Origin of the sequence: Microbacterium phyllosphaerae (assembly GCF_050628115.1) — a bacterium.
In the GTDB taxonomy this organism is placed as follows: domain Bacteria; phylum Actinomycetota; class Actinomycetes; order Actinomycetales; family Microbacteriaceae; genus Microbacterium; species Microbacterium phyllosphaerae_A.
Window position 1 is genome coordinate 3,757,398 of record NZ_CP192502.1, and the last position, 22,263, is coordinate 3,779,660.

The 22,263-nt window shown below is 68.1% G+C and carries 18 protein-coding genes and 1 riboswitch; of the genes, 12 read left to right on the forward strand and 6 right to left on the reverse strand.

Annotated features, from left to right (window positions below; all coding sequences use genetic code 11):
* Positions 1-65: 65 nt before the first annotated feature.
* From ACQ4LY_RS18065 to ACQ4LY_RS18075, 3 genes are all read right to left on the reverse strand, one after another.
* Positions 66-1,499, reverse strand: coding sequence for an APC family permease (locus tag ACQ4LY_RS18065; RefSeq protein ID WP_431073772.1), 1,434 nt, complete (start codon positions 1,497-1,499; stop codon positions 66-68).
* A 156-nt stretch (positions 1,500-1,655) separates the two neighbouring features.
* Complete coding sequence (locus ACQ4LY_RS18070; protein WP_431073774.1) at positions 1,656-4,685, reverse strand: aminotransferase; 3,030 nt, start codon at positions 4,683-4,685, stop codon at positions 1,656-1,658.
* Positions 4,682-5,308 carry a gamma carbonic anhydrase family protein gene (locus ACQ4LY_RS18075; protein WP_431073776.1) on the reverse strand — a complete coding sequence of 209 codons (627 nt, stop codon included), beginning with the start codon at positions 5,306-5,308 and terminating at the stop codon, positions 4,682-4,684. Before ACQ4LY_RS18075 ends, ACQ4LY_RS18070 begins: the two co-directional genes overlap by 4 nt.
* Positions 5,309-5,480: 172 nt before the next feature.
* Here ACQ4LY_RS18075 and ACQ4LY_RS18080 point away from each other — a divergent pair, with 172 nt between their 5' ends.
* Positions 5,481-6,362 (forward strand): SDR family oxidoreductase, encoded by an 882-nt coding sequence (locus ACQ4LY_RS18080; RefSeq protein WP_431073778.1) that lies wholly within the window; start codon positions 5,481-5,483, stop codon positions 6,360-6,362.
* Positions 6,363-6,387: 25 nt separating this feature from the next.
* Here ACQ4LY_RS18080 and mfd read toward each other — a convergent pair whose 3' ends face one another.
* A complete protein-coding gene (gene mfd / locus ACQ4LY_RS18085; protein WP_431073780.1) occupies positions 6,388-9,951 on the reverse strand; it encodes a transcription-repair coupling factor in 3,564 nt (1,187 codons plus the stop codon).
* Positions 9,952-10,029: 78 nt separating this feature from the next.
* Here mfd and ACQ4LY_RS18090 point away from each other — a divergent pair, with 78 nt between their 5' ends.
* The 7 genes from ACQ4LY_RS18090 (at position 10,030) to ACQ4LY_RS18120 (ending at position 15,587) form a co-directional block, all read left to right on the forward strand.
* Positions 10,030-10,593 carry a GNAT family N-acetyltransferase gene (locus tag ACQ4LY_RS18090; RefSeq protein ID WP_431073782.1) on the forward strand — a complete coding sequence of 188 codons (564 nt, stop codon included), beginning with the start codon at positions 10,030-10,032 and terminating at the stop codon, positions 10,591-10,593.
* Between the two features lie 46 nt (positions 10,594-10,639).
* Positions 10,640-11,503, forward strand: coding sequence for an Fpg/Nei family DNA glycosylase (locus ACQ4LY_RS18095; RefSeq protein ID WP_431073784.1), 864 nt, complete (start codon positions 10,640-10,642; stop codon positions 11,501-11,503).
* Between the two features lie 54 nt (positions 11,504-11,557).
* Positions 11,558-11,703, forward strand: a riboswitch (FMN riboswitch).
* 72 nt (positions 11,704-11,775) lie between these two features.
* Entirely contained in the window at positions 11,776-12,810 is a 1,035-nt protein-coding gene (gene ribD / locus ACQ4LY_RS18100; RefSeq protein ID WP_431073786.1) for a bifunctional diaminohydroxyphosphoribosylaminopyrimidine deaminase/5-amino-6-(5-phosphoribosylamino)uracil reductase RibD, read from the forward strand.
* The gene (locus ACQ4LY_RS18105) at positions 12,810-13,439 is read left to right on the forward strand and encodes a riboflavin synthase (RefSeq protein WP_431073789.1); all 630 of its coding nucleotides are present in this window, start codon (positions 12,810-12,812) and stop codon (positions 13,437-13,439) included. Before ribD ends, ACQ4LY_RS18105 begins: the two co-directional genes overlap by 1 nt.
* A complete protein-coding gene (gene ribA / locus ACQ4LY_RS18110) occupies positions 13,436-14,704 on the forward strand; it encodes a GTP cyclohydrolase II (RefSeq protein ID WP_431073791.1) in 1,269 nt (422 codons plus the stop codon). Before ACQ4LY_RS18105 ends, ribA begins: the two co-directional genes overlap by 4 nt.
* On the forward strand, positions 14,701-15,174 hold the full coding sequence (ribH, locus tag ACQ4LY_RS18115; protein WP_056308824.1) for a 6,7-dimethyl-8-ribityllumazine synthase: 474 nt from the start codon (positions 14,701-14,703) through the stop codon (positions 15,172-15,174). Before ribA ends, ribH begins: the two co-directional genes overlap by 4 nt.
* Positions 15,175-15,227: 53 nt before the next feature.
* The gene (locus ACQ4LY_RS18120; protein ID WP_431073793.1) at positions 15,228-15,587 is read left to right on the forward strand and encodes a Fe-S protein; all 360 of its coding nucleotides are present in this window, start codon (positions 15,228-15,230) and stop codon (positions 15,585-15,587) included.
* A gap of 21 nt (positions 15,588-15,608) precedes the next feature.
* On the opposite strand, the gene ACQ4LY_RS18125 is transcribed toward ACQ4LY_RS18120, so the two are convergent.
* A complete protein-coding gene (locus ACQ4LY_RS18125) occupies positions 15,609-16,694 on the reverse strand; it encodes an ATP-binding protein (protein WP_431073795.1) in 1,086 nt (361 codons plus the stop codon).
* A 210-nt stretch (positions 16,695-16,904) separates the two neighbouring features.
* Between ACQ4LY_RS18125 and ACQ4LY_RS18130 the strand changes: the two genes are divergently transcribed.
* The gene (locus tag ACQ4LY_RS18130) at positions 16,905-17,654 is read left to right on the forward strand and encodes an ion channel (protein ID WP_431073797.1); all 750 of its coding nucleotides are present in this window, start codon (positions 16,905-16,907) and stop codon (positions 17,652-17,654) included.
* Positions 17,651-19,279: an MFS transporter gene (locus ACQ4LY_RS18135; RefSeq protein WP_431073799.1), complete on the forward strand. Its 1,629-nt coding sequence runs from the start codon at positions 17,651-17,653 to the stop codon at positions 19,277-19,279. Before ACQ4LY_RS18130 ends, ACQ4LY_RS18135 begins: the two co-directional genes overlap by 4 nt.
* Positions 19,280-19,309: 30 nt before the next feature.
* Here ACQ4LY_RS18135 and ACQ4LY_RS18140 read toward each other — a convergent pair whose 3' ends face one another.
* Positions 19,310-20,293, reverse strand: a complete 984-nt coding sequence (locus tag ACQ4LY_RS18140) for a LacI family DNA-binding transcriptional regulator (protein ID WP_431073801.1) — start codon at positions 20,291-20,293, stop codon at positions 19,310-19,312.
* Positions 20,294-20,453: 160 nt separating this feature from the next.
* On the opposite strand from ACQ4LY_RS18140, the gene ACQ4LY_RS18145 reads away from it, so the two are divergent.
* Positions 20,454-21,371, forward strand: a complete 918-nt coding sequence (locus tag ACQ4LY_RS18145) for a carbohydrate ABC transporter permease (RefSeq protein WP_431073803.1) — start codon at positions 20,454-20,456, stop codon at positions 21,369-21,371.
* A gap of 46 nt (positions 21,372-21,417) precedes the next feature.
* Positions 21,418-22,263, forward strand: coding sequence for a carbohydrate ABC transporter permease (locus ACQ4LY_RS18150; RefSeq protein WP_056311840.1), 846 nt, complete (start codon positions 21,418-21,420; stop codon positions 22,261-22,263).

Below are 22,263 nucleotides of genomic sequence, written 5' to 3' on the forward strand. Positions count from 1 at the left end.
GTCAGAAGAGCCGCCCCTCCCAGGTGGGCGGCTCTTCTGCATCCCTGTGCTGTGCGCGCAAGAGCTCAGCTCTCGTCGACAGGCACCTTGACGACCTTGTTGAAACCGGTCACCGGCTGGTTCTCGTCGAACGCGACCACCTTCTTGCGGAAGCCCTTCGTGATCACGGCGAGGTAGATCAGGCCGATGGCCGTCCAGATGAGGCCTCCGGTGAGGGCATCGGCATGCAGGTTCACCCACAGGAGCCCTGTCAGCAGCATGCCGATTCCCGGCATCACGATGTACGAGAAGATGTCGCGCGGCGTGTGGCGCCGGCCCTTGCGGATCGCGAACCACGCGATCACCGAGATGTTGACGAAGGTGAAGGCGATCAGTGCGCCGTAGTTGATCCAGGCCGCGATCAGCTCGAGCGTGAACGGGATCGCCAGCAGCGAGATCGCGCCGACCAGCACGATGTTGAACGTGGGCGTGTGGGTGCGGGGGTTGATGTACCCGAACGCCTTCTGCGGAAGGACGTTGTTGCGTCCCATCACCAGCAGCATGCGCGACACCGAGGCGTGCGAGGCGAGGCCCGAGGCGAGCGTCGCGCAGAACCCGGCAGCCGTCAACACCGCCATGAGCACGTTGCCGCCGACGAGGTTTCCGATGATCGGCAGCGTGGAGTCCTCGACGTACTGCATGTCGCCGCCAGGGGCGAACTCGTTCCAGTCGGGGAAGCGGAGCTGCGTGACGTATCCCGCGATCAGGAAGATCGCTCCACCGAGTATCACGGTGAGGAGGATCGCCTTGGGCATGATCTTCGGGTCCTTCGCCTCTTCGGCGTACATCGTCACCGCGTCGAAGCCGATGAACGAGAAGCAGACGATCGTGGCTCCCATGAGGACCGCGCTGATGGTCGCGCCGTCGTGGATGAACGGGGCGGCCGAGGCGATCGTGGCCGCACCTTCGCCGCGCATGAGCTGGGCGACGACCATGACGACGAACACGACCATCACGACGATCGAGAACACGAGCAGGATCATGTTCATGTTCGACGTGCCGCGCATGGTCATGTAGATGATGCTCGTGACGAGGATGCAGTACAGCACCACCCAGATCCAGCCGGGGATGTCGGGGAACAGCGCCTCGAGGTAGCTGCGGATGATGAGGCAGTTGACCATCGGGAGCAGCACGTAGTCGATCAGCGAGGTCCAGCCGACCATGAAGCCGAGGTTCGGGTGGATGGATTCGCGGACGTACGTGTAGGCGGAGCCTGCGCTCGGGATCGCGCGGGAGATCTTGCCGTAGCTGATTGCCGTGAAGATCATCACGACGAGGGCGACCAGGTAGGCGGCGGGGACGACGTTGTCGGTATCGCGGGCCACCATCCCGAACGTGTCGAACACGACGGTCGGCGTCATGTAGCCGAGGCCGAGACCGACGATCGCCCAGAGTCCGAGGTTGCGGCGGAGAGACCCTCCGCCCTGAGCGAGCGGTTTGGTCTTCAGGGGCGTGGCCATGAGTACTCCTTCGGGAACAGCGCATGGGTCGGACTTCGGGCGATCCGACGCTGACGCTCAGTATGTACCCGGGAGAATCATCAGCGGAAGAGTGGATCTGATTCGAAATACGCATTTAACATCGCGAATCCCCGCGGGATTCGAAGACTTCAGCGATCACCAGCCTTCGGAGAGCACCCGATCCAGCATCGCGACCACATGCTCGGCGCTCTCGATCGTCACGCAGAGCGGCGGCTTGATCTTCAGCACGTTCGAACGCTCGGAGGTGGTGAGCACGATCACGCCGAGCTCTCGCATCCGCTCGCAGATCGCGGCGGCCTCGGCATCCGCCGGCTGCATGCTCTCGTGATCCCGCACGAGCTCGACTCCGAGGTAGAGGCCTTCGCCGTGCACAGGACCCACGAGCGGATGCCGGTTCGACAGCGCACGGAGAGACTCGGCCAGACGCGCACCCACCTCGAGGGCGTTGTGCTGCAGGTCGTCCTCGACCATCGCATCGAGCACCGCCAGCCCGACTCGGCAACTGAGGGTGCTGCCGCCTGCCGAGGAGAAGAACTGCCCCTGGCTGCTGAGTGCATCGGCGATCCGCCGCGAGGTGATCACTCCCCCGATCGGGAATCCGTTGCCCATCGGCTTCGCGATCGTGACGATGTCCGGCACGACGCCGGACCGCTCGAACCCCCAGAAGCTCGAGCCCATGCGGCCGAAGCCGACCTGCACCTCGTCAGCGATGCAGAGGCCGCCCCGGGCACGCACCAGATCGTAGGCGCCCGCCAGATATCCGTCGGGCAGCAGCACACCGCCGGCGTTGCCGAGCACGGATTCGCAGAGGAACGCCGAGGGCTCGCGGCCGTCCGCGGCGAGACGATCGAGGTCCGCCGCGAGGTCGGCGAGATATCGTTCGGCCGTGTCGTCTCCGCGGTACGTGCCGCGGAAGGAGTTGGGCACATCTGCCACGTGCACCCACTCGGGTCGCGTCTCGAGAGCCTGGGGATTGTCGTAGGCGCTGGTCGTGACCGCATCGCTCGCCATCGTCCAGCCGTGATAGGCCTCGCGAAGCGCCACGACGGTGCGTCGACCTGTCGCCGCCTGCGCCAGACGGATGCCGAGATCCACCGCCTCCGAGCCGCTGTTCACCAGCAGCACCGTGTCGAGTCCGCTGCCCTCGGGCATCAGCGCGATCAGGCGCTCGCTGTACTCGGCGAGGTCGCGGAACAGGAAGCGCGAGTTCGTGGCGAGGGTCTTCAGCTGTCGGTTTGCCGCGTCGGCGACCTTCGGATGCCCATGGCCGAGGCCGGCGACGTTGTTCACCATGTCGATGTAGCTGCGGCCGGTGGTGTCGACGAGGTGATGCCGCCAACCGCGTTCGATCTGCGGCGGGTGCTCGTAGTAGCGCTCCTGCGCCTCGGCGAAGATCCGCTCGCGGCGGCGCAGCTCGTCGTCCGCGCCGTCGCGCTGCGCGTGCGACGCGAGGCTGAGCAGAGGTGCGGGGTCGGCGGTGAAGCGACGCCAGGCGTCGACTCTGTCAGGCGTGACCAGGTGTGCGGCAATGGCTTCGACAGGCAGCGACGGAGCATCCGCCCGCCGGAGTCCGACGACCAGCGTCCTGATCTCGAACGACGCAGCGAGTCGGCCGATGCTCTCACCCTTCTCGACTCTGCCGTTTCGTGTCGGCTCCAAGTCAGGCCCTCGGAGATCGAGTTCCCACCCGCCGTCGATCGCGATGCGCACACTGCCGTCGATGATCTTCAGGTCGCCCTCGACCGGGGCGATCATGCGCGACGACGGCCCAGGAGCGACGTGGATCTCGGTCTCGACCGGCCAGGTGGCCGCGGCATCCGAGGTGTCGACCTCGGTGCGCGTGAGACGGAACACACCGTAGGGAACCACGGCGGCACGCGCACCCTGCGCGTGCGCCCCGGCGATGAGCTCTGCCTCGGCACCAGGCGCCGTCCAGCGGCCGGCACCCAGTGCGTCGGATTCCACGCCGGGATCGACCACGACGATGCGGCCGTCCAGCTCAGGGAGCAGAGTGGCGAGCGGGGACGTCAGGTGAGCACGGTCGGGCGGTGGTGCGTCGTCCTCCATACTCTCGCGCTCGGGCACCTCCCCCTCTGATCCGTCCACCACTGGTGCCTCGACGACGGGCACCTCGAACGCGGGCGAGTCGAAACCCAGCCTGTCGAGCACCAGCTCCGTCGCCTCGGCGAGCGGAACAGCGGTCGCGGCGTCGAAGATGGCCTGCTCACCCGCGACCCGCTCCCGGGCATAGTCATTGTCGCCGTCGATCTCGAGCTGCCGCCAACCGCTGGCGACAAGGAGCGCCGATCGCAGCACGACCAGTGGCCAGACGGCGAGAGCCTCGTCGCGGCTGAGCGGAGCACCGGCGTGGAACGCGGCGATCGTGTCGAGCGCGCGCAGAGGCCGATCGGGTTCGTGGTGGAGCATCGACGAGACGCACACCGCGAGTTCGGCGACGCGCCAGCCGAGGCCCAGGTCACCGAGGTCGAGGACGACGTGAGGATGCAGTCGCGAGTCCGCGCCCCGCCGGCCGGTGACGTTGTCGTCGGTGAGGTCGCCATGGATCGGCTGCACCGGCAGCCGATCAGCCACGACCGCCACCGCCTTCTGCGCGTCGTCCGATGCCGTGCGCACACGCGAGCGCAGCTCCGCATCGGTCACCGACGGCGCCAGCACCGTGACCTGCTCGAAGGCGACGCGCATGTCCCACATGTGCTCGCGAGTGAGGCCCGGATGCTCTAGACCGGCGAGCGCATTCACGGATGCCGCCGCGAGCGCGCCGAACTCCGCGAGCACGCTCGGTGCGAGATACCCGGCATCGACGAGGGGCTCGCCGTCAGCGAACTCGCTGCGCCGCACCGCGAATCCGTGCCATCGCTGCGTGAGCGCGCCGTCCGCACCGGGCAGCACGGCGGGGACCGGCACGCCCGCCGCCCGATAGGCCTCGAGCGCCTGATGCTGCGCGTCGCGGGCGTCGTCACCGAACACCGGATTGTCGACTCGCAGGACGCTGCGCGAGCCGTCGGTCTCGACGAGCACGAAGTTGCGATCCTGATTGCTGCCGAGTTCGCTCGCCACCACCTCGATTCCATAGCGCTCCCGAGCGATCGCGGCTGCGTCGGCCGCACTCACATCGGGTCGGACGAGCCCTGCGCCCTCGCTCACCCTCGACCCGCCGCGCGGCCGTCGACGTCGAGACGCACATCGTGGGCGTGACGCGCGAGCGAGCTGCCGTAGCGCTCGGTCAGCTGCACCATCAGATCGGGGGTGTCGCGATCGACGCCGAAGACGTGCCCGGGAAAGTCGAGCTCGGGCTGCGCAGCCGAGATCTCCTCCTCGCGGTCGGGCGAGAGCAGCTGCACGGGGTCGCCGACGGCGACCCATCCGATCGGCACGACCGTGCCGGCCGGCAGCACCGCACGCCGGTGCACGATCGCGTTGACGCGTACCTCGCAGTGATCGCCGACCAGCGCGCCGTTGAAGATCCGTGCACCGGATGCGAAGAACACCTCTTCACCGACCGTGGCGCCAGCGATGCTCGCGAGAGTGCCGACGAGGGTGTGCGAGCCGATGTGCACGGCGTTCGCGGCTGTCGCGCGGATGAGCGCGTTCTCCATCACGATGACGTGCTCGCCGAGGGTGATCGGTCCGCCCTCGGCCGTGATCACGGCGCCGTGCAGCACTTGGCAGCCGGCGCCGATCTCGACATCACCGGAGATCACGGCGGTGGGAGCGACGACGGCGGTGTCATGGATCCGGGGCCGAGCCCCGAGGTGCTCGTACAACATGTCGCCAGCGTAGTGCTGCGGGGCGTATCGAGAGAAGACGACTCCAGGCCCCGAGCGGTCGGGAGCGCTGCTGCTACGCTGTCGCCCATGCAATGCCGGTGACTCGATCCTCCCCCCTGCCGCTGGGCCGCACGTCTGCGCGCTCCGGCACCGCGATCGAAAGGCCTCTGTCATGCACTCCCCCGAACTCCCCCTCCTCGGCCGTACCGCCCTTGTCACCGGTGTCTCCCGTCGCCGCGGCATCGGCTTCGCGACGGCCACGACCCTCGCGTCCCTCGGCGCGAACGTGTTCTTCCACCACTTCCGCCCGCATGATCTCGACCACCCGTGGGGCGGCGACGATCTCGACGCGGTGCGAGCGGGCATCCGTGACTCGCTCGTACCCGGGGCCGTGATGGGCGATGCTGAGGCGGATCTCCGCGACTCGGCCGGCATCGAACCACTGCTCGATGCAGCATGGTCCCTGTCGGGGTGGCTCGACATCGTCGTCTGCAACCAGGCGATGAGCGGGGGCGACGGCACGATCTTCGACATGACATCCGAGCGACTCGACGCCCACTGGCAGGCCAACGCGCGGGCCTCGCTGCTCCTCACCGCTGGGCTGGCCCGCCGCGTCCGGGATGGCCTCGGTGGGGCCACGTCTCCTGTCGCACGCCCCGGCGACGGCATCCCCTCGCTCGGTACGTTCGAGACGCCCACGGCTCACGTGATCTGGATGACCTCGGGTCAGGGGCACGGTGCGATGCGCGGTGAGATCTCGTACGCGACGAGCAAGGCGGCGCTGGCGGGCATCACGCGCTCGACCGCCGCCGAGCTCCTCGATGTCGGGATCGTGCTGAACACCGTGAACCCGGGTCCCGTGAACACGGGGTACCTCGACGCAGACACCACCGACCGCGACCTGTCCGGGATGGACGACTGGATCGCCGGCACACCGTTCGGACGGGTCGGGCGCCCCGACGACCCCGCCCGACTGATCGGGTGGCTCTGCACCGACGCGGGGTCGTGGGTCGTCGGTCAGGTGCTGACGACGGACGGCGGCTTCTCGCTCTAGAGATCCTGTCTCTGGAGCGGCGCCGTCACTCGACCTTCGCCGGTTCGGGGAAGATCGCCGTGAGCAGCTGCCCGACCCACTCGAGCAGCTCCGCGTTCGGCAGTGGCTCGAGACCGACGCCGACCGCGGCGGGGATCGTCGGCATCGGCACGACGAGAGCCTCTCCCCCGGCCACGAGCTTGGCCTTCGGGTAGAGACGCTGCAGACGCACCTTGATCGAATCCTCCAGACGAGCGGGCGCGATGCGGAGGTTCGATCCCATCACGACGACGTCGGCGAGCCCTGCCCTGGCCGCGCGGCGACGCAGACGGGCGACCGCGATCAGACCCTCCACCTCGTCGGGCGGAGTGCCGTAGCGGTCGGTGAGCTCGTCGATCACGAGATCGATCGCGTCGTCCTTCGCCGTCGCGGCGGACGCCGCGGAGAGCTTCTGATAGGCCTCGAGCCGCAGACGCTCGCTGTCGATGTAGTACTCGGGGATGCGGGCATCCAGCGGGAGCTCGAGTCGCAGCTCCTGCCCGGACTCGACGTCTTCGCCGCGGAACGTCGCGACGGCCTCGCCGATCATCCGCAGGTAGAGGTCGAAGCCGACGCCGGCGATGTGTCCGGCCTGCTCGCCACCGAGCAGGTTGCCCGCACCGCGGAGTTCGAGGTCCTTGAGTGCGACCTGCATGCCCGAGCCGAGATCATTGTTGACCGCGATCGTCTGCAGACGGTCGGCCGCCGTCTCGCTGAGCGGCTTCATCTCGTCGTACAGGAAGTAGGCGTACGCCCGCTCACGACCGCGCCCGACACGGCCGCGCAGCTGATGCAGCTGGCTGAGCCCGTACTTGTCGGCACGGTCGATGATGATCGTGTTCGCGTTCGAGATGTCGAGGCCCGTCTCGATGATCGTTGTCGACACGAGCACGTCGAACTTTCGCTCCCAGAAGTCGTCGACGACCTGCTCGAGAGCATGCTCGCCCATCTGACCGTGGGCCACCGCGATGCGCGCCTCGGGCACGAGCTCCGCGAGCTGCGCCGCCACCCGCTGGATCGACTGCACACGATTGTGCACGAAGAACACCTGCCCCTCGCGGAGGATCTCCCGTCGGATCGCCGCGGTGATCTGCTTGTCGCTGCGGGGTCCGACGAACGACAGGATCGGATGCCGGTCTTCCGGCGGTGTCGCGAGCGTCGACATCTCGCGGATGCCGGTGACCGCCATCTCGAGCGTGCGCGGGATCGGCGTGGCGCTCATCGCGAGGATGTCGACGTTGGTCTTCATCTTCTTGAGGGTGTCCTTGTGCTCGACCCCGAAGCGCTGCTCCTCGTCGATGATCATCAGGCCGAGGTCCTTGAACATGACCTGATCGGTGAGGATCCGGTGGGTGCCGATGACCATGTCTACCGTGCCGTCGAGCAGGCCGTCGAGCGTCAGACGTGCCTCCTTGTCGGTCTGGAATCGTGACAGCGGGCGCACCTTCACGGGGAACCCGGCGAAGCGCTCGGTGAAGGTCTCGAGGTGCTGCTTCACGAGCAGCGTCGTCGGCACGAGCATCGCGACCTGCTTGCCGTCCTGGATCGCCTTGAACGCCGCACGCACGGCGACCTCGGTCTTGCCGAAGCCCACGTCGCCCGAGAGCAGACGGTCCATCGGGATCGGCCGTTCCATATCGGCCTTGATCTCATCGATCGTCTGCAGCTGGTCGGGGGTCTCGGCGAACGGGAACGCCTCTTCGAGCTCGCGCTGCCACGGGGTGTCCTGCCCGAACGCGTGCCCCTTCGCGCTCATGCGCGCCGAGTAGAGCTTGACGAGCTCGACCGCGATGTCGCGCACGGCCTTGCGGGCCTTGCCCTTGGCCTGAGACCAGTCACTGCCGCCCATCTTCGAGAGGGTCGGCCCCTCGCCGCCGACGTACTTCGAGAGCAGGTCGAGCTGATCGGTGGGAACGTACAGCTTGTCGCCCGGGTAGCCCCGCTTGGACGGCGCGTATTCGAGCACCAGGTAGTCGCGCACGGACTTGGTCGCATTGCGACCTCCGGTGGACACCTCGCGCTGCGTCATCTCGACGAACCGGCCGATGCCGTGCGTGTTGTGCACCACGAAGTCGCCCTGCTTGAGCTGCAGCGGATCGACGACGTTCTTGCGGCGGGAGGCGAGCTTCTTGACGACGCGCTGGTCGCCGCCGATCGTGCGGCCGTAGAACTCGTTGTCGGTGAGGACCGCGAGCTTCGCCTCGGGGATCTGGAATCCGGCCTCGACGGAGCCGGTGACCAGCGTCGCGACGCCGGTGTCGGGCGCATCGACGAGCTCGGACACGATGCGGGCGGCGATGCCCCTGTCGGAGAGCACATCGCGGGCACGGTCGACAAGACCGGCACCCGCCGCGATGACGACGACGCGCCACCCGTCGGCGACCTTGGCGTCGACGAACGAGATCGCGCCGTCGACGTTGCCGTGGAACGAAGGGATGACAGAGGCGTCGATCGTCTCGGCGTCCTCGCCCCCCATCGAGAACGGGCTCAGTCGCCACCACACGCCGCCGCGGTCGCGCACCACCTCGCGCAGCTCGGCGATCGTGAGGAAGTCTCCGGCGCCGAGATCGATCGGCGCGGATGCTCCGGAGGTGGCCGCGCTCCAGGCCGCGTCGAGGAACTCGCGGTTCGTCTCGCCCAGGGTGATCGCGCGGGCGCTCGAGCGCTCGGGGTCGACGACGGCCGTCGCGCTGCCTTCCGGCAGGTATTCGGCGAGCGACTTCAGCGGGCCCGAGACAGCAGGAAGCAGCGACTCCATGCCTTCGACGGGGATGCCCTCGGACATCTTCTCGAGCATTCCGGCGATCGCGGGAAACCCGCCGATCAGCGCTCTCGCGCGGTCGCGGACGTCGGGGGTGAGCAGCAGCTCTCGGCTCGGCGGCAGGTCGACCCCGTCGACGTCGCCGGGAAGCGAGCGCTGATCGGCGACCGAGAACGCGCGGATCTGATCGACCTCGTCGCCGAAGAACTCGACACGGAACGGATGCTCGGAGATCGCCGGGAACACGTCGAGGATGCCGCCGCGCACGGCGAACTCGCCCCGTCGGGACACCATGTCCACTCGCGAGTAGGCGCGCTCGATCAGCTGTTCGACGACATGGTCGAGTTCGTGACCGCGTGTTCCTGCACGCAGCTCCAATGGCGCGATCTCACCGAGGTTGCCTGCGATCGGCTGCAGGGCGGCGCGCACCGATGCGACGACGACGAGCGGGTGATCGCCCGACCACTCGGCGATGCGGCGAAGGGTCTGGAGCCTCTGTCCGACCGTGTCGGGGCTCGGGCTGAGCCGTTCGTGGGGAAGAGTCTCCCAGGCCGGGAAGGTCACGACCTCGGCGTCGGGGATGTAGGCGCCGAGCGCTGCGGCGAGGCTCTCGGCTCGGCGACCGGTCGGAACGACGGTGAGGAGCGCCGGCGGCTGCCCGGCCGCTCGCCGCTTGTCGAGGAGACCGGCGAGCGCCGGGGCGTCGAGTCCGTCGACCAGGCCGAGATCGGCATCGGTCTGGGCCCACGTCAGGGCGTCACGAAAAAGAGATGCCTCTTCCAAGGCGCGCAGAATCCCCGGCACAGTCACCGGACAAGCCTAGCCGCGGGCACCGACACCGGCTCCCGGGTCTCTGGGCAGCGACTCCGCCGCCCATAGGATGCACGGATGGAACCGGTCACTCTCACCACCGAGCGTCTCGTCCTGCACGTGCCGGATGAGACTGACATCGACGCGATCACCGCCGCCTGCCAGGATCCGGAGATACCCCGGTGGACCACCGTGCCGAGCCCGTACAGGCGCACAGATGCAGAGGACTATGTGCGCCTGATCCGCGAATGGTGGGCCGACGGCAGCCAGACCATCTGGTGTGCGTACCGTGACGGCGAGCTGGTCGCCTCGGTCGGACTGCATCGCGTCACCGAACACCACACCGGCGGGGATGCGGAGATCGGATACTGGGTCACCGCCGAGGCCCGCGGCAACGGCTATCTCGTCGAGGCGGCGCGCGCCGTCGTCGACTGGGGCTTCGGAGAGCTCGGTCTGGCTCGGCTCGACTGGCGCGCGGTCGCGGGCAATGTGCCCTCCGCCAGGGCGGCACGCGCGCTCGGGTTCCGGTACGAGGGGTTGGGACGCCAGGCGCTCACCAGCGAGCGCGGCCGCGACGACGGATGGTTCGGCGGGCTTCTGGCCACGGACGACCGTGCACCGGTGCACTGGCCCGTCCTCTGAGCTGCGCCCCTAGCCGGGTGTCCCACCCCGATGACAGGATGAGCGCATGCCGGAGATGCCAGAAGTCCAGGGCCTGACCGCATTCCTCGCCGAGCGCACCGTCGGACGCACGATCGTCCGCACGAGTGTGGGCGCCATCGCGGCGCTGAAGACGTACGATCCCCCGAACACGGCGCCGCACGGAGCCAGGATCACCGCGGCCGCTCGACGCGGCAAGTTCATCGTGCTCTCGTGCGGCGACGACCTGCATCTCGTGTTCCACCTCGCCAAGGCCGGGTGGCTGCGCTGGTACGAGAATCTGCCGACGACGCTGATCAAACCAGGCAAGTCGCCCATCGCCATGCGGGTCGCGCTCGACGACGAGAGCGGATTCGACCTGACCGAGGCCGGCACGAAGAAGTCGCTCGCCGTGTACGTGGTGCGTGATCCGCAGGAGGTTCCTGGAATAGCGCGGCTCGGCCCTGATCCGCTCGAACCGACCTTCACACGAGAGGTCTTCGGCGGTCTGCTCCATGGGCGGCGCACGCAGATCAAGGGTCTGCTGCGCGATCAGAGCGTCATCGCCGGAATCGGCAACGCCTACTCCGACGAGATCCTGCACGCCGCGCGCATGTCGCCGTACGCGATCGCCGACAAGCTGGGCGATGACGAGGTCGACCGACTGTTCTCGGCGATGCAGACGACCCTGACCGACGCGGTCGCCGAGGCGTCCGGCAAGCCTCCGGCAGACCTGAAAGACGCGAAGCGTCGAGGGATGCAGGTGCACGCCCGCCGCGGCGAGGCCTGCCCCGTGTGCGGCGACACCGTGCGGAGCGTGTTCTTCGCCGACCGCTCTCTCGAGTACTGCCCGACCTGTCAGACCGGGGGCAAGCCGCTCGCCGATCGGCGCCTGTCCCGGTTGCTGAAGTAGCAATTCGACGCGGAATGAAATGTCCTCAGACGCGTTGAGTACACTCAGAGCATCAACGTGCTCCGGGGTCGGTGAGAATCCGAACCGGCGGTGACAGTCCGCGAGCGTCTCGGTTCTCCGAGGTGCCGATCCGGTGGAATTCCGGGACCGACGGTGGTGCGAGGCCCAGCCTCGCTAGTCCGGAAGGGAGGCAGCACGGTGCGCCGCCGTGCGCGCGTTCTGCCTGCGTCTCCCCTCGAGGAGAACCCCCGGAGCCTCAGAGAGGACCACGGATGGCAGTGAACGAGACGGAACGCCGGGCGATGACCCGTGCGCTCGAACTCGCAGCCCTCGGCCCACGCGGAGTGAACCCGCAGGTCGGCGCAGTCATCCTCGACCCCGATGGCATGGTGCTCGCCGAAGGATGGCACCATGGCGCTGGCACCCCGCATGCCGAGGTCGATGCGCTCTCGAAGCTCGAGCCGGGGGCGGCGCGAGGAGCGACCGCGATCGTCACCCTCGAGCCCTGCAACCACACGGGGCGCACCGGTCCCTGCGCGCTCGCGCTCATCGAGGCGGGCGTCGCCCGAGTGGTCTACGCCCTCGACGATCCCGGCGCGGTGTCGGGCGGCGGCGCCGAGCGCCTGCGCGCCGCGGGAGTGAGCGTCGACGCCGGCGAGCAGGCCGATGTCGCCCACGGGATCATCGACGGCTGGCTGACCGCCCAGCGACTGGGTCGGCCGCATGTGACCGTGAAATGGGCGCAGTCGCTCGACGGCCGCGCCGCGGCATCCGACGGCTCCAGCCAGTGGATCACCGGACCCGAGGCACGCGCCGACGTGCACCGACGCCGTGCGGCGGCAGATGCGATCGCCGTCGGCACCGGCACGGTGCTCTCCGACGATCCCTCCCTGACTGCGCGCGACGGAGACGCACTGTACGAGGCGCAGCCGATCCCGGTCGTGATCGGCTCGCGGCCCACCCCCGACGAGGCCGCGATCCGCCGGCATCCGCAGACCCCGCTCTTCTACGACACGCACGATCTGCACACCGTGCTCGCGGATCTGCACGCGCGCGGCATCCAGAGCGTGTTCGTCGAAGGCGGCCCCACGCTCGCGAGCGCATTCATCGCGCAGGGGCTCGCAGACCGGGTGCTCGCCTACATCGCGCCGGTGCTGATCGGCGGCGACCGGCTCGCTCTGACCGACATCGGCGTCGCCACGATCGACGCCGCCCACCGTCTGACGGTCGAGGAATGGCTGCCGCTCGGCGCCGATCTGCTCGCGATCGCCACCCCTGTGCTCGAACTCGAAGAAGGAGCCGCCTGATGTTCACCGGAATCATCGAGGAGATCGGCGAGATCACCGCGATCTCGCCCGCGGGAGACGGGTGGCGACTGACCGTGCGCGCGCCGAGGGCCGCCTCGGACGCGATCCACGGCGAGTCGATCGCCGTCTCGGGAGTCTGCCTGACGGTCGTGGGTTCGACGACCGACAGCTTCGACGCCGACGTGATGAAGCAGACGCTCGACGTCGCAGCCCTCGGCGGAGCGTCCGTCGGGACGCGCGTCAACATCGAGAAGGCGATGCCGGTCGGCGCACGCCTCGGCGGCCACATCGTGCAGGGACACGTCGACGGAGTCGGCAGCGTCGTCGACGTGCGACCGGGTGAGCAGTGGAGCGTGCTGCGCATCGCACTGCCGGACGATCTCGCCCCGCTCGTGGTCGACAAGGGCTCGATCTCGGTCGACGGCACATCCCTGACCGTGAGCGCTGTGAGCCCAGCGGATGCGGCGAGCCACTGGTTCGAGATCTCGCTGATCCCCGAGACCCTCGCCGCCACCACCCTCGGATCCCGAGCGGTCGGCGACCGTGTGAACCTCGAGACCGACATCCTCGCCCGCCACGTCGAACGCCTGCTGGCGTTCAGGGCAGCACCGGAAGGAGGCTCGCGATGAGCCTTTCCACCATCCCCGAGGCCCTCGAGGCCCTTCGCGCCGGGCGACCGGTCCTCGTCGCGGACGATGAGAACCGCGAGAACGAGGGCGATGTCATCCTCTCGGCCGAGCTCGCGACGCCCGAGTGGGTCGCCTGGACGGTCCGCTGGTCGTCCGGATTCATCTGCGCGCCGATGCCGACCGACCTCGCCGACAGCCTGAACCTGCCGCCGATGGTCGCCGCCTCCGAGGATGCGCGCTCGACCGCGTACACGGTGAGCGTCGACGCGGCGGAGGGCGTCACCACCGGCATCAGTGCGCATGACCGTGCGCACACGCTGAACGTCCTGGCGAACCCGGAGTCGACGGCCACCAGCATCATCCGCCCCGGGCACGTCCTCCCCCTCCGTGCGGTCGACGGCGGCGTGCGCGAGCGCAGCGGCCACACCGAGGCCGCCGTCGACCTCATGAAGCTCGCGGGCCTCCGCCCGGTCGGCGCCATCGCCGAGGTCGTCGCCGAAGACGGCAGCATGATGCGACTGCCTGGTCTCATCGAGCTCGGGGCGCGAGACGGCGTGCCGGTCATCACGATCGAGCAGCTCATCGCCCACCTCAACGAGATCGATCCCACCGGGTGGGCGCCGGAACGCGCCAGCCGTCGGGTGAGCCTGCGCGCGGACGCGACCGTGCCCACCACCCACGGCACCTTCCGCTTCCTCGCCTACAAGGACCGCGTAACCGGCACCGATCACATCGCCGTCGTCTCGGGCGAACCGGGCGAGACCGCCCTCGTCCGGGTGCATTCGGAGTGCCTGACCGGAGAGGCCTTCGGCTCGCTCAAGTGCGAATGCGGTCCGCAGCTGGATGCGGCACTCGACGCGATCGAGCAGGAGGGCGGCATCGTCATCTACATGCGCGGACACGAGGGTCGGGGCATCGGCCTGATCAACAAGCTCCGCGCGTACAGCCTTCAGGAGGAGGGCCTCGACACGGTCGACGCCAACCTCGCGCTCGGGCTCCCTGCGGATGCCCGCGACTACGCGGCCGCCGCCGGCATCCTCGCCGACCTCGGAGTGTCGAAGGTGCGTCTGCTGACGAACAACACCGACAAGGTGAATCAGCTGCGCAGCCTCGGACTCGACGTCGTCGAGCAGGTTCCACTGATCGTCGGAGTCGGCCCGAACAACCACCAGTACCTCGAGACCAAGCGTGACCGGATGGGTCACATCATCGGTGAGGCGGAGCTCGCAGAGGCTCTCGCCGACGGAAAGAAGGATCACTCATGAGCGGCGCAGGAGCACCCAAGACCGAGAAGATCGACGGACGCGGCCTCAAGGTCGTCATCGTCGCCGGCACCTGGCACGACGTCATCACCGACGGCCTGATCGCCGGTGCGCAGCGCGTGCTCGACGATGCGGATGCCGCCTATCGGCTCGTCCGCGTGCCGGGGTCGTTCGAACTCGCCCTCGCCGCGCAAGCGGCGTTCGCTGGCGGCGCCGATGCCGTGGTGGCACTCGGCGTGATCATCCGCGGCGGCACCCCGCACTTCGAGTACGTCTCGGCGGCCACCACCGACGGCCTCACGCGCGTGTCGCTCGATGCCGGAAAGCCGGTCGGATTCGGCGTCCTCACGCTCGACGACGAGAAGCAGGGTCTCGATCGCGCAGGGCTCGAGGGCTCGAAGGAGGACAAGGGTGCGGAAGCTGCGGATGCTGCGCTGCGCACCGCCCTCCTCGTGCGCGATCTGCGCGGCTGAGGTCAGCCTCCCCTTGCTGGCGCGCACGCCCCGCGTGCTCGTACCGTGAGGGCATGGAGACTCTGCGCCACGTCGTTCTGTTCGTCCATCTCATCGGCTTCGCCGTGCTCTTCGGAGCCTGGGCTGTGCAGGCCTTCGGCGGCAAGCACGAGTTCACGCGCCTGATGAGCATCGGCATGACGATCGCCGCGGTCGCCGGCCTCGCGCTCGCGGCCCCGTGGGGCCTCCCCGAGGGCGTCGAGATGAACTACGCCAAGATCGGCACGAAGCTCGTGGTGCTGCTCCTGATCGGCGCGCTCCTCGGCATCGGCACGGCGAAGCAGCGCAAGGCCGGCTCCGTGCCGCCGGTGATGTTCTGGCTGGTCGGCATCCTGACCGCTCTCAATGCCGCCATCGCCGTCATCTGGCGCTGACGCTTCCCGTCGCGCGCCGCGTCACTCACGCAGGGGCACGACGACGTCGCCGCCTGCCTCCTCCGTCAGCCGCGCTCCCATCTGCACGAAGGTCGGCTGCGCGATGAATCCACCGGCGAACAGAGCCTGACCCTGCGTGAATCCCTGCGCTCGGCGGATGTCGTCCTCGCCGACGAAACCGAACACCTCGGCAAGCTCGGCGATGTCGCGCGGAGCATTGACGCGCATGAGGCCGAGGTTGTCGCACTGCGAGAGCACATTCGGGTGGATCTTGGTCGGTCGCTGAGTCGAGAGGAACAACCAGAGGCCGAACTTGCGGCCCTCTGCCGCGATCTGCACGAGCTGCTCGGTGAGAGCTCGCTCCACCGCGTTGCGAGGTTCGGGCGAGCAGAGGTTGTGCGCCTCATCGATCACGATGAGGATCGGTCGACGGCTCTCCCTGCGCGACCAGAGCTGCTCCAGCACGGCGAGGGCTGCGACCTTCGGCTCGGCCGGGTGGTCGAACCCTCCGAGGTCGAGCACCGTCGCCCTCGGCCGTCCATCGATCACGTCGACGACGGAGTGCGCTCCTCGGGACCACAGATCCCACTCCAGAACCTGAAGGTTCTCCATGCGATTGGCGAGACGCACCCGGGCGGGTTCACCGGAGGCCCGGAACTCCTGCAGCATCCTGTCGGTGTCGAACTCCGTCGCGCTCACGGACCAGTGCAGCAGGACGTTGTACTCCTCAGCATCCGCGATCGGATCGATCTGCAGCACGGCCGCCTTCGCGGCCGGTGACAGATCGAGATATCGCGCGTGCAGACGTTCACCCTCCTGATGCCCGGATCGGAACACGCGGATGTCGGTCTGCGCGATCCGATCCGAGTGCTCGACGGGCGCGCCGTCGCGTGTCTCCGCCAGTCTCACGAAGTCCGCGTTCGGGTCGAGGATCAGCATGGGCAGCTCGGTGTGCAGCAGAAGCTGCTCCAGCACGACTCCGAGCGCGTACGTCTTGCCGCTTCCGCTCTGCCCGCACCAGAAGGTGTGCCGGTTGAATCTGCGCGCATCCAGCTTCGCGATCACGGTGGGGTCGGCGGTGAGGGTGCCGATGCTCAGGTCGGTCATGCCGCCACCGTAGCGTCGCGCGGGGCAGGATCCGCCCCCGACCTCACCCTGCGCGTGTGAGGTCCCGCTCCGGCCAGGGCTGTCGGGCCGGGCTCACCCTGAGAGGATGACGTCCCACTGCGGCACCCGAGCGGTCGGAGCGATACTGGCGAAGGATTCTCGGACGACCGGCGCGATTCCCTCCCACCGGCGCGCGAGTGAGGAGTCCTCATGGGATCTGACGACGCACGGCGCAGCCCTCAGCCGAGTCTCCGAACTCCTGCGGGATCGACGGCCGCCGGATGGCGCAGCGGATACTGGTTCGTCCTGGTGCTCCTCGTCGTCACCTACGGGCTGTGCGCGATCCAGGACACGAGCAACCCGAGTCCGCCGGCGTTCCTCGTGCAGCTCGTCACCGTCGCCGTCGTGCTCCGGGTCACCCGGGCTCACCGACGCGTGCAGCGCGTCGCATGGGTGATCCTCGCGGTGGCGGGCGTCGCAGCGATCATCACGACCGCGCTCGGAACCGAGGGGCAGTTCCTCGACATCGCCCTGTCGACCGCGTCGATGGTCGCCTTCTTCATCGCACCAGTGGCGATCATCCGGCATCAGGTGCAGCGTCGCGGACTCGACATCGAGGCGCTGTTGGCCGCGACGGCGGCGTATGTCCTCGTCGGAATGTTCTTCACGCTGCTCTACAACCTGGTCGCGCTGCTCACGGCATCGCCCGCATTCGGGGAGGAGGTCGTGAACTCGCTGTCCAGCCAGCTCTTCTTCTCGTTCACCACGCTCACCACCACCGGGTACGGCAACATCGTTCCCGTCTCCGCCGGTGTCCAGACGATCGCTGTCGCAGAGGCGATCACCGGGCAGCTGTTCCTGATCACGGCGGTGGCCAGGATCATTCGCGGATCCCGCGGGCCCGCCTACGAACCTGCGCCCCCGGCCGCGGCCGCGCCTGCACCCCAGGAGCAGTCATGAGGAAATGGAATGTCGTGGTCGTGCTCGGGGCCGCGCAGTTCGTGATGGTCCTCGACGGCACGGTCATGAACGTGTCGATCTCGACGGTCGTCAGCGACCTCGACACCTCGGTGGCGGCGATGCAGGCGGCGATCACGTTCTACACGCTCACGATGGCGGCGTTCATGCTGTTCGGAGCCAAGCTGGGCGATGTGTGGGGGCGACGCCGCGCCTTCGTGATCGGCTCCTGCGTGTATGCGCTGGGGTCCCTGCTCACCGCAGTGAGCCCGTCGGTGGGATTCCTGTTCCTCGGCTGGTCGATCATCGAGGGGCTCGGTGCGGTGCTGGTGATCCCGGCGATCGCCGCGCTCGTCGCCGACAACTACCGGGGGCGGGAGCGCGTCACCGCCTTCGCCGTGATCGGCGCCGTCTCGGGAGCCGCGGTCGCCGCGGGCCCGCTGATCGGCGGCGCGGTGACGACCTACTCCAGCTGGCGGTTCGTGTTCGCCGCCGAGGTGGTGATCATGCTCGGTGTCGTGCTCTGTGCGCGGATCATCACGGATTCCACGCCGCGGCAGAAGATCCGCATCGACATCGGCAGCGTCCTCCTGTCGTCGGCAGGTCTGGTGCTGATCGTCTTCGGAATGCTGCAGAGCAAGACCTGGGGGTGGGTGATCCCGCTGCACACGCCCGAGATCGGCGGGGTCGCTCTCGCTCCTCTGGGAGTCTCCCTGACGACGTGGTGCATCGGCCTCGGAGCTGCGTTGATCTCCCTGTTCATCCGGTGGCAGCGCCGGCTGCTGCGCGACGGGCGGCCACCTCTGATGCAGCCGGATCTGCTCTCCATCACCACTCTGCGCAGCGGTCTCTCGGTGCTCGGCGCCCAGTACACCGTGACGGCCGGGTTGTTCTTCATGGTGCCGGTGTACCTGCAGATGACGCTCGGGCTCGACGCGCTCGAGACCGGAATCAAGATCTTCCCGCTCTCCGTGGCCCTGGTGCTGTTCTCCATCGTGGGCACGGCCCTGTCGCGGCGTTGGTCGCCTCGCCGCATCGTCCGCGTCGGGCAGTGGGTGCTGGTCGTCAGCGCTGTGCTGCTGCTCGGTTCCGTGACCGAGGATCTGCGGGGCGTGCTGTTCGGAGTCGGCATGTTCTTCACGGGGAGCGCGCTGGGGCTTCTGGCCTCCCAGCTCGGGAACGTCAACATGTCGAGTGTGAGCGAGAAGGACACGAGCGAGGCAGGCGGGCTGCAGGGCGTTTTCCAGAACCTCGGGTCGTCGCTCGGCACCGCTCTGATCGGCTCTCTCCTGATCGGGGCGCTGTCGACATCGTTCGCCTCCGACGTCGCCGCGAGCGCTCTTCCTGCGGAGGTGCGCGCGACCGTGAGCACGGCGACGGATCGCGGCGTCACCGTGATCCCGGCGGCCGACGTGGTCGGTCTCGGCGAGGCCGCCGGTCTCACCGATGACGAGGCGACCGAACTGGCGGAGATCTACCGCGCCTCGCAGCTCTCATCGTTGCGCGTGGCATTCGTGGGACTGATTGCGATCAGCCTGCTGTCGATACTGTTCTCGCGCGGCATCCCGGCCGAGGCCATGATCCGCCGACGAACGGGCGCCGACGAGAACGCCCCGGAGAAGACATGATCCTCGCGCGTCGACGACGAGCCGCCTGATTCAGCGGCGAGGGGATGCCGTGCTCTCGCGCACCACGAGCTCGGTGCCGACGAGGGGTGTCTGAGCGCGCTCTCCCCCGTCGAGCTCGGCGAGCAGCGCATCCACGGCCAGCGCGCCCACGCGTTCCGGGTGCTGCTGCACCGTGGTGAGCGGGGGCCAGAGCTGCGCGGCGTCCGGCAGACCGTCGAAGCCGACCACGCTCACGTCTCCGGGGATGTCGCGCCCGGCCTCACGGAACGCCCGTACGACGCCGATCGCCATCTGGTCGTTCGCCGCGAACACCGCTGTGACCGCGTCATCGTCACGTAGTCCGAGCCCCGCGCGATAGCCGGACTCCGCTGACCAGTCGCCCTGCAGCGGATCGGGAGCGGTCACCCCGCGGGACTCGAGCGTCTGCCGCCAGGACTCCCGTCGACGCTCCGCCGAGTACGACTTCGCAGGGCCCGCGATGTGCCACACGGTCCTGTGACCGAGGTCGAGCAGATGCTCGGTCGCGAGTCGGGCTCCCTGCGCCTGATCCGTGTCGACGAAGGGATGCGCGTCTCCGCGGTTCGAGTCGACCAGCACGACGGGGAGCCCGTCGGGGATCTCGACCTCGGCCTCATCGAGTTGATGGGCCTCGATCACGATGATGATGCCGTCGACCGCGTGCTCCTCGAGCCTGCGGAAGGCTCCCGCCACGGTGTCGCGGGCACTCGACTCGACCGGGATCAGCGTCAGCGCGTATCCCATCTGCGAGGCACGCACGGCGATCGCGTCGAGCGTGCGCTGGTTCCCGTAAGAGCTGAACGAGAACATGATGACCCCGATGGCGCGGAATCGGCCCGATCGCAGTGCCCGAGCAGCACTGTTGGGGCGGTACCCGAGTCGTTGCATGGCGTCTTCGACTCGGACTCTGGTCGCTGCCCCGACATAGCCTCGGGCGTTCACGACACGGGAGACGGTCTGCCCGGAGACGCCGGCTTCACGCGCGACGTCTTCCATCGACGGGTCTCTTCGCCGCTGCGGCGGCTCTGCCGACTGCTCCGAGGTCACGATCAACCATCCATTCATATGTTGACGTTGACACACTAGCAGCGCATCGCATATGTTGACGTTGACACACGGCGCGGTGAGCGCTCGATCTCTAAGAAGGTTCTCGTCAATGACGACTCAAGACTCCGCAGCACTTGCGGGCAACGGCATCCGCCGGCGCGAGAAGCGCGACTGGAAGGGCTGGGCCTTCGTGGGCCCGTTCATGGTCGTCTTCGCGCTGGTGTTCCTGACACCTCTCGCCTACGCGCTGTACCTCAGCTTCTTCCAGGAGAAGCTGATCGGCGGCACCGCGTTCGTGGGATTCGACAACTATGTGCGCGCACTCACCGACCCCCAGTTCTGGGAGGCGTTCGGCCGCGTCGTGCTGTTCCTCGTCGTGCAGGTGCCGATCATGCTCGTCCTGGCGCTGGCCGCAGCTCTCGCCCTCGACAGCGCACGCCTGCGCGGAGCGTCCTTCTTCCGCATCCTGATCTTCCTGCCGTACGCGGTGCCGGCCGTCGTCGCCGTGCTCATGTGGGGCTACATCTACGGCGACCAGTTCGGTCTGACGTCGAACTTCAACGACTTCCTCGGCAGCGACCTCATCACCCCGTTCGCTCGCGAATGGATCCTGGTCTCGATCGGAAACATCGTGACGTGGCAGTTCGTCGGCTACAACATGCTGATCTTCTACTCCTCGCTGAAGACGATCCCGACCGACATGTATGAGGCGGCGTCCCTCGACGGCGCCGGCGCGTGGCGGACGATCTTCTCGATCAAGATCCCCAACGTCCGCGGCGCCCTCGTGATCGCCACGATCTTCTCGATCATCGGCAGCTTCCAGCTCTTCAACGAGCCCAACATCCTGCGCCCACTGGCCCCGAACGTGATCACGACGTACTTCACACCCAACATGTACGCGTACAACCTCTCGTTCGCCGGACAGCAGTTCAACTACGCCGCGACGATCGCCATCATCATGGGCGTCATCACCGCGGTGATCGCCTACGTCGTGCAGCTGCGCGGCTCGAAGTCTGAGGTGCGCTGACATGGCACTCCCCCTCGCTCGCCCCTCGCAGAAGCGCCACGACCTGATGAACCCGCGCAAGTCCAAGACGCTGCTCATCGTGATGGTCGCGTACGCGCTCTACACGCTCGTACCGCTCGTCTGGCTGCTGTTCAGCTCGACCAAGACGCAGTCGGGACTCTTCAGCTCGTTCGGCCTGTGGTTCTCCGACGACTTCGCGTTCTTCGACAACCTCGTGGCCACGTTCTCGTACCAGGACGGCATCTTCCTGCGCTGGCTCGGCAACACGCTCCTCTACGTCGTGGTGGGTGCCGGCGGTGCGACGCTGCTTGCCACCATGGCCGGCTACGGACTGGCGAAGTACCGCTTCCCCGGTCGCCGCGCGGTGTTCGCCGTCGTCCTCGGAGCCGTCGCCGTGCCCGGCACCGCCCTCGCCGTGCCGACCTTCCTGCTGTTCAGCGAGCTCGGTCTCACGAACACGCCGTGGGCCGTGATCATCCCGTCGCTGATCAGCCCGTTCGGCCTGTACCTCATCTGGGTGTTCGCCTCGGAGTCGGTGCCGACCGAGCTGCTGGAGGCCGCCCGCATCGACGGCGCCGGCGAGTTCCGCACCTTCTTCACGATCTCGATGAGACTGCTCGCTCCCGGCATCGTGACCGTCGCGCTCTTCACGGTTGTCGCGACCTGGAACAACTACTTCCTGCCGCTGATCATGCTGTCCGACCCCGCGTGGTACCCGCTCACCGTCGGCCTCAATCAGTGGAGCTCGCAGGCGATCGGCGCGGGGTCCCAGCCGATCTACAACCTCGTGATCATGGGCTCGCTGCTCACCATCATCCCGATCGTCATCGCCTTCCTGCTGCTGCAGCGCTTCTGGCAGTCAGGTCTCACCGCCGGAAGCGTCAAGCAGTAG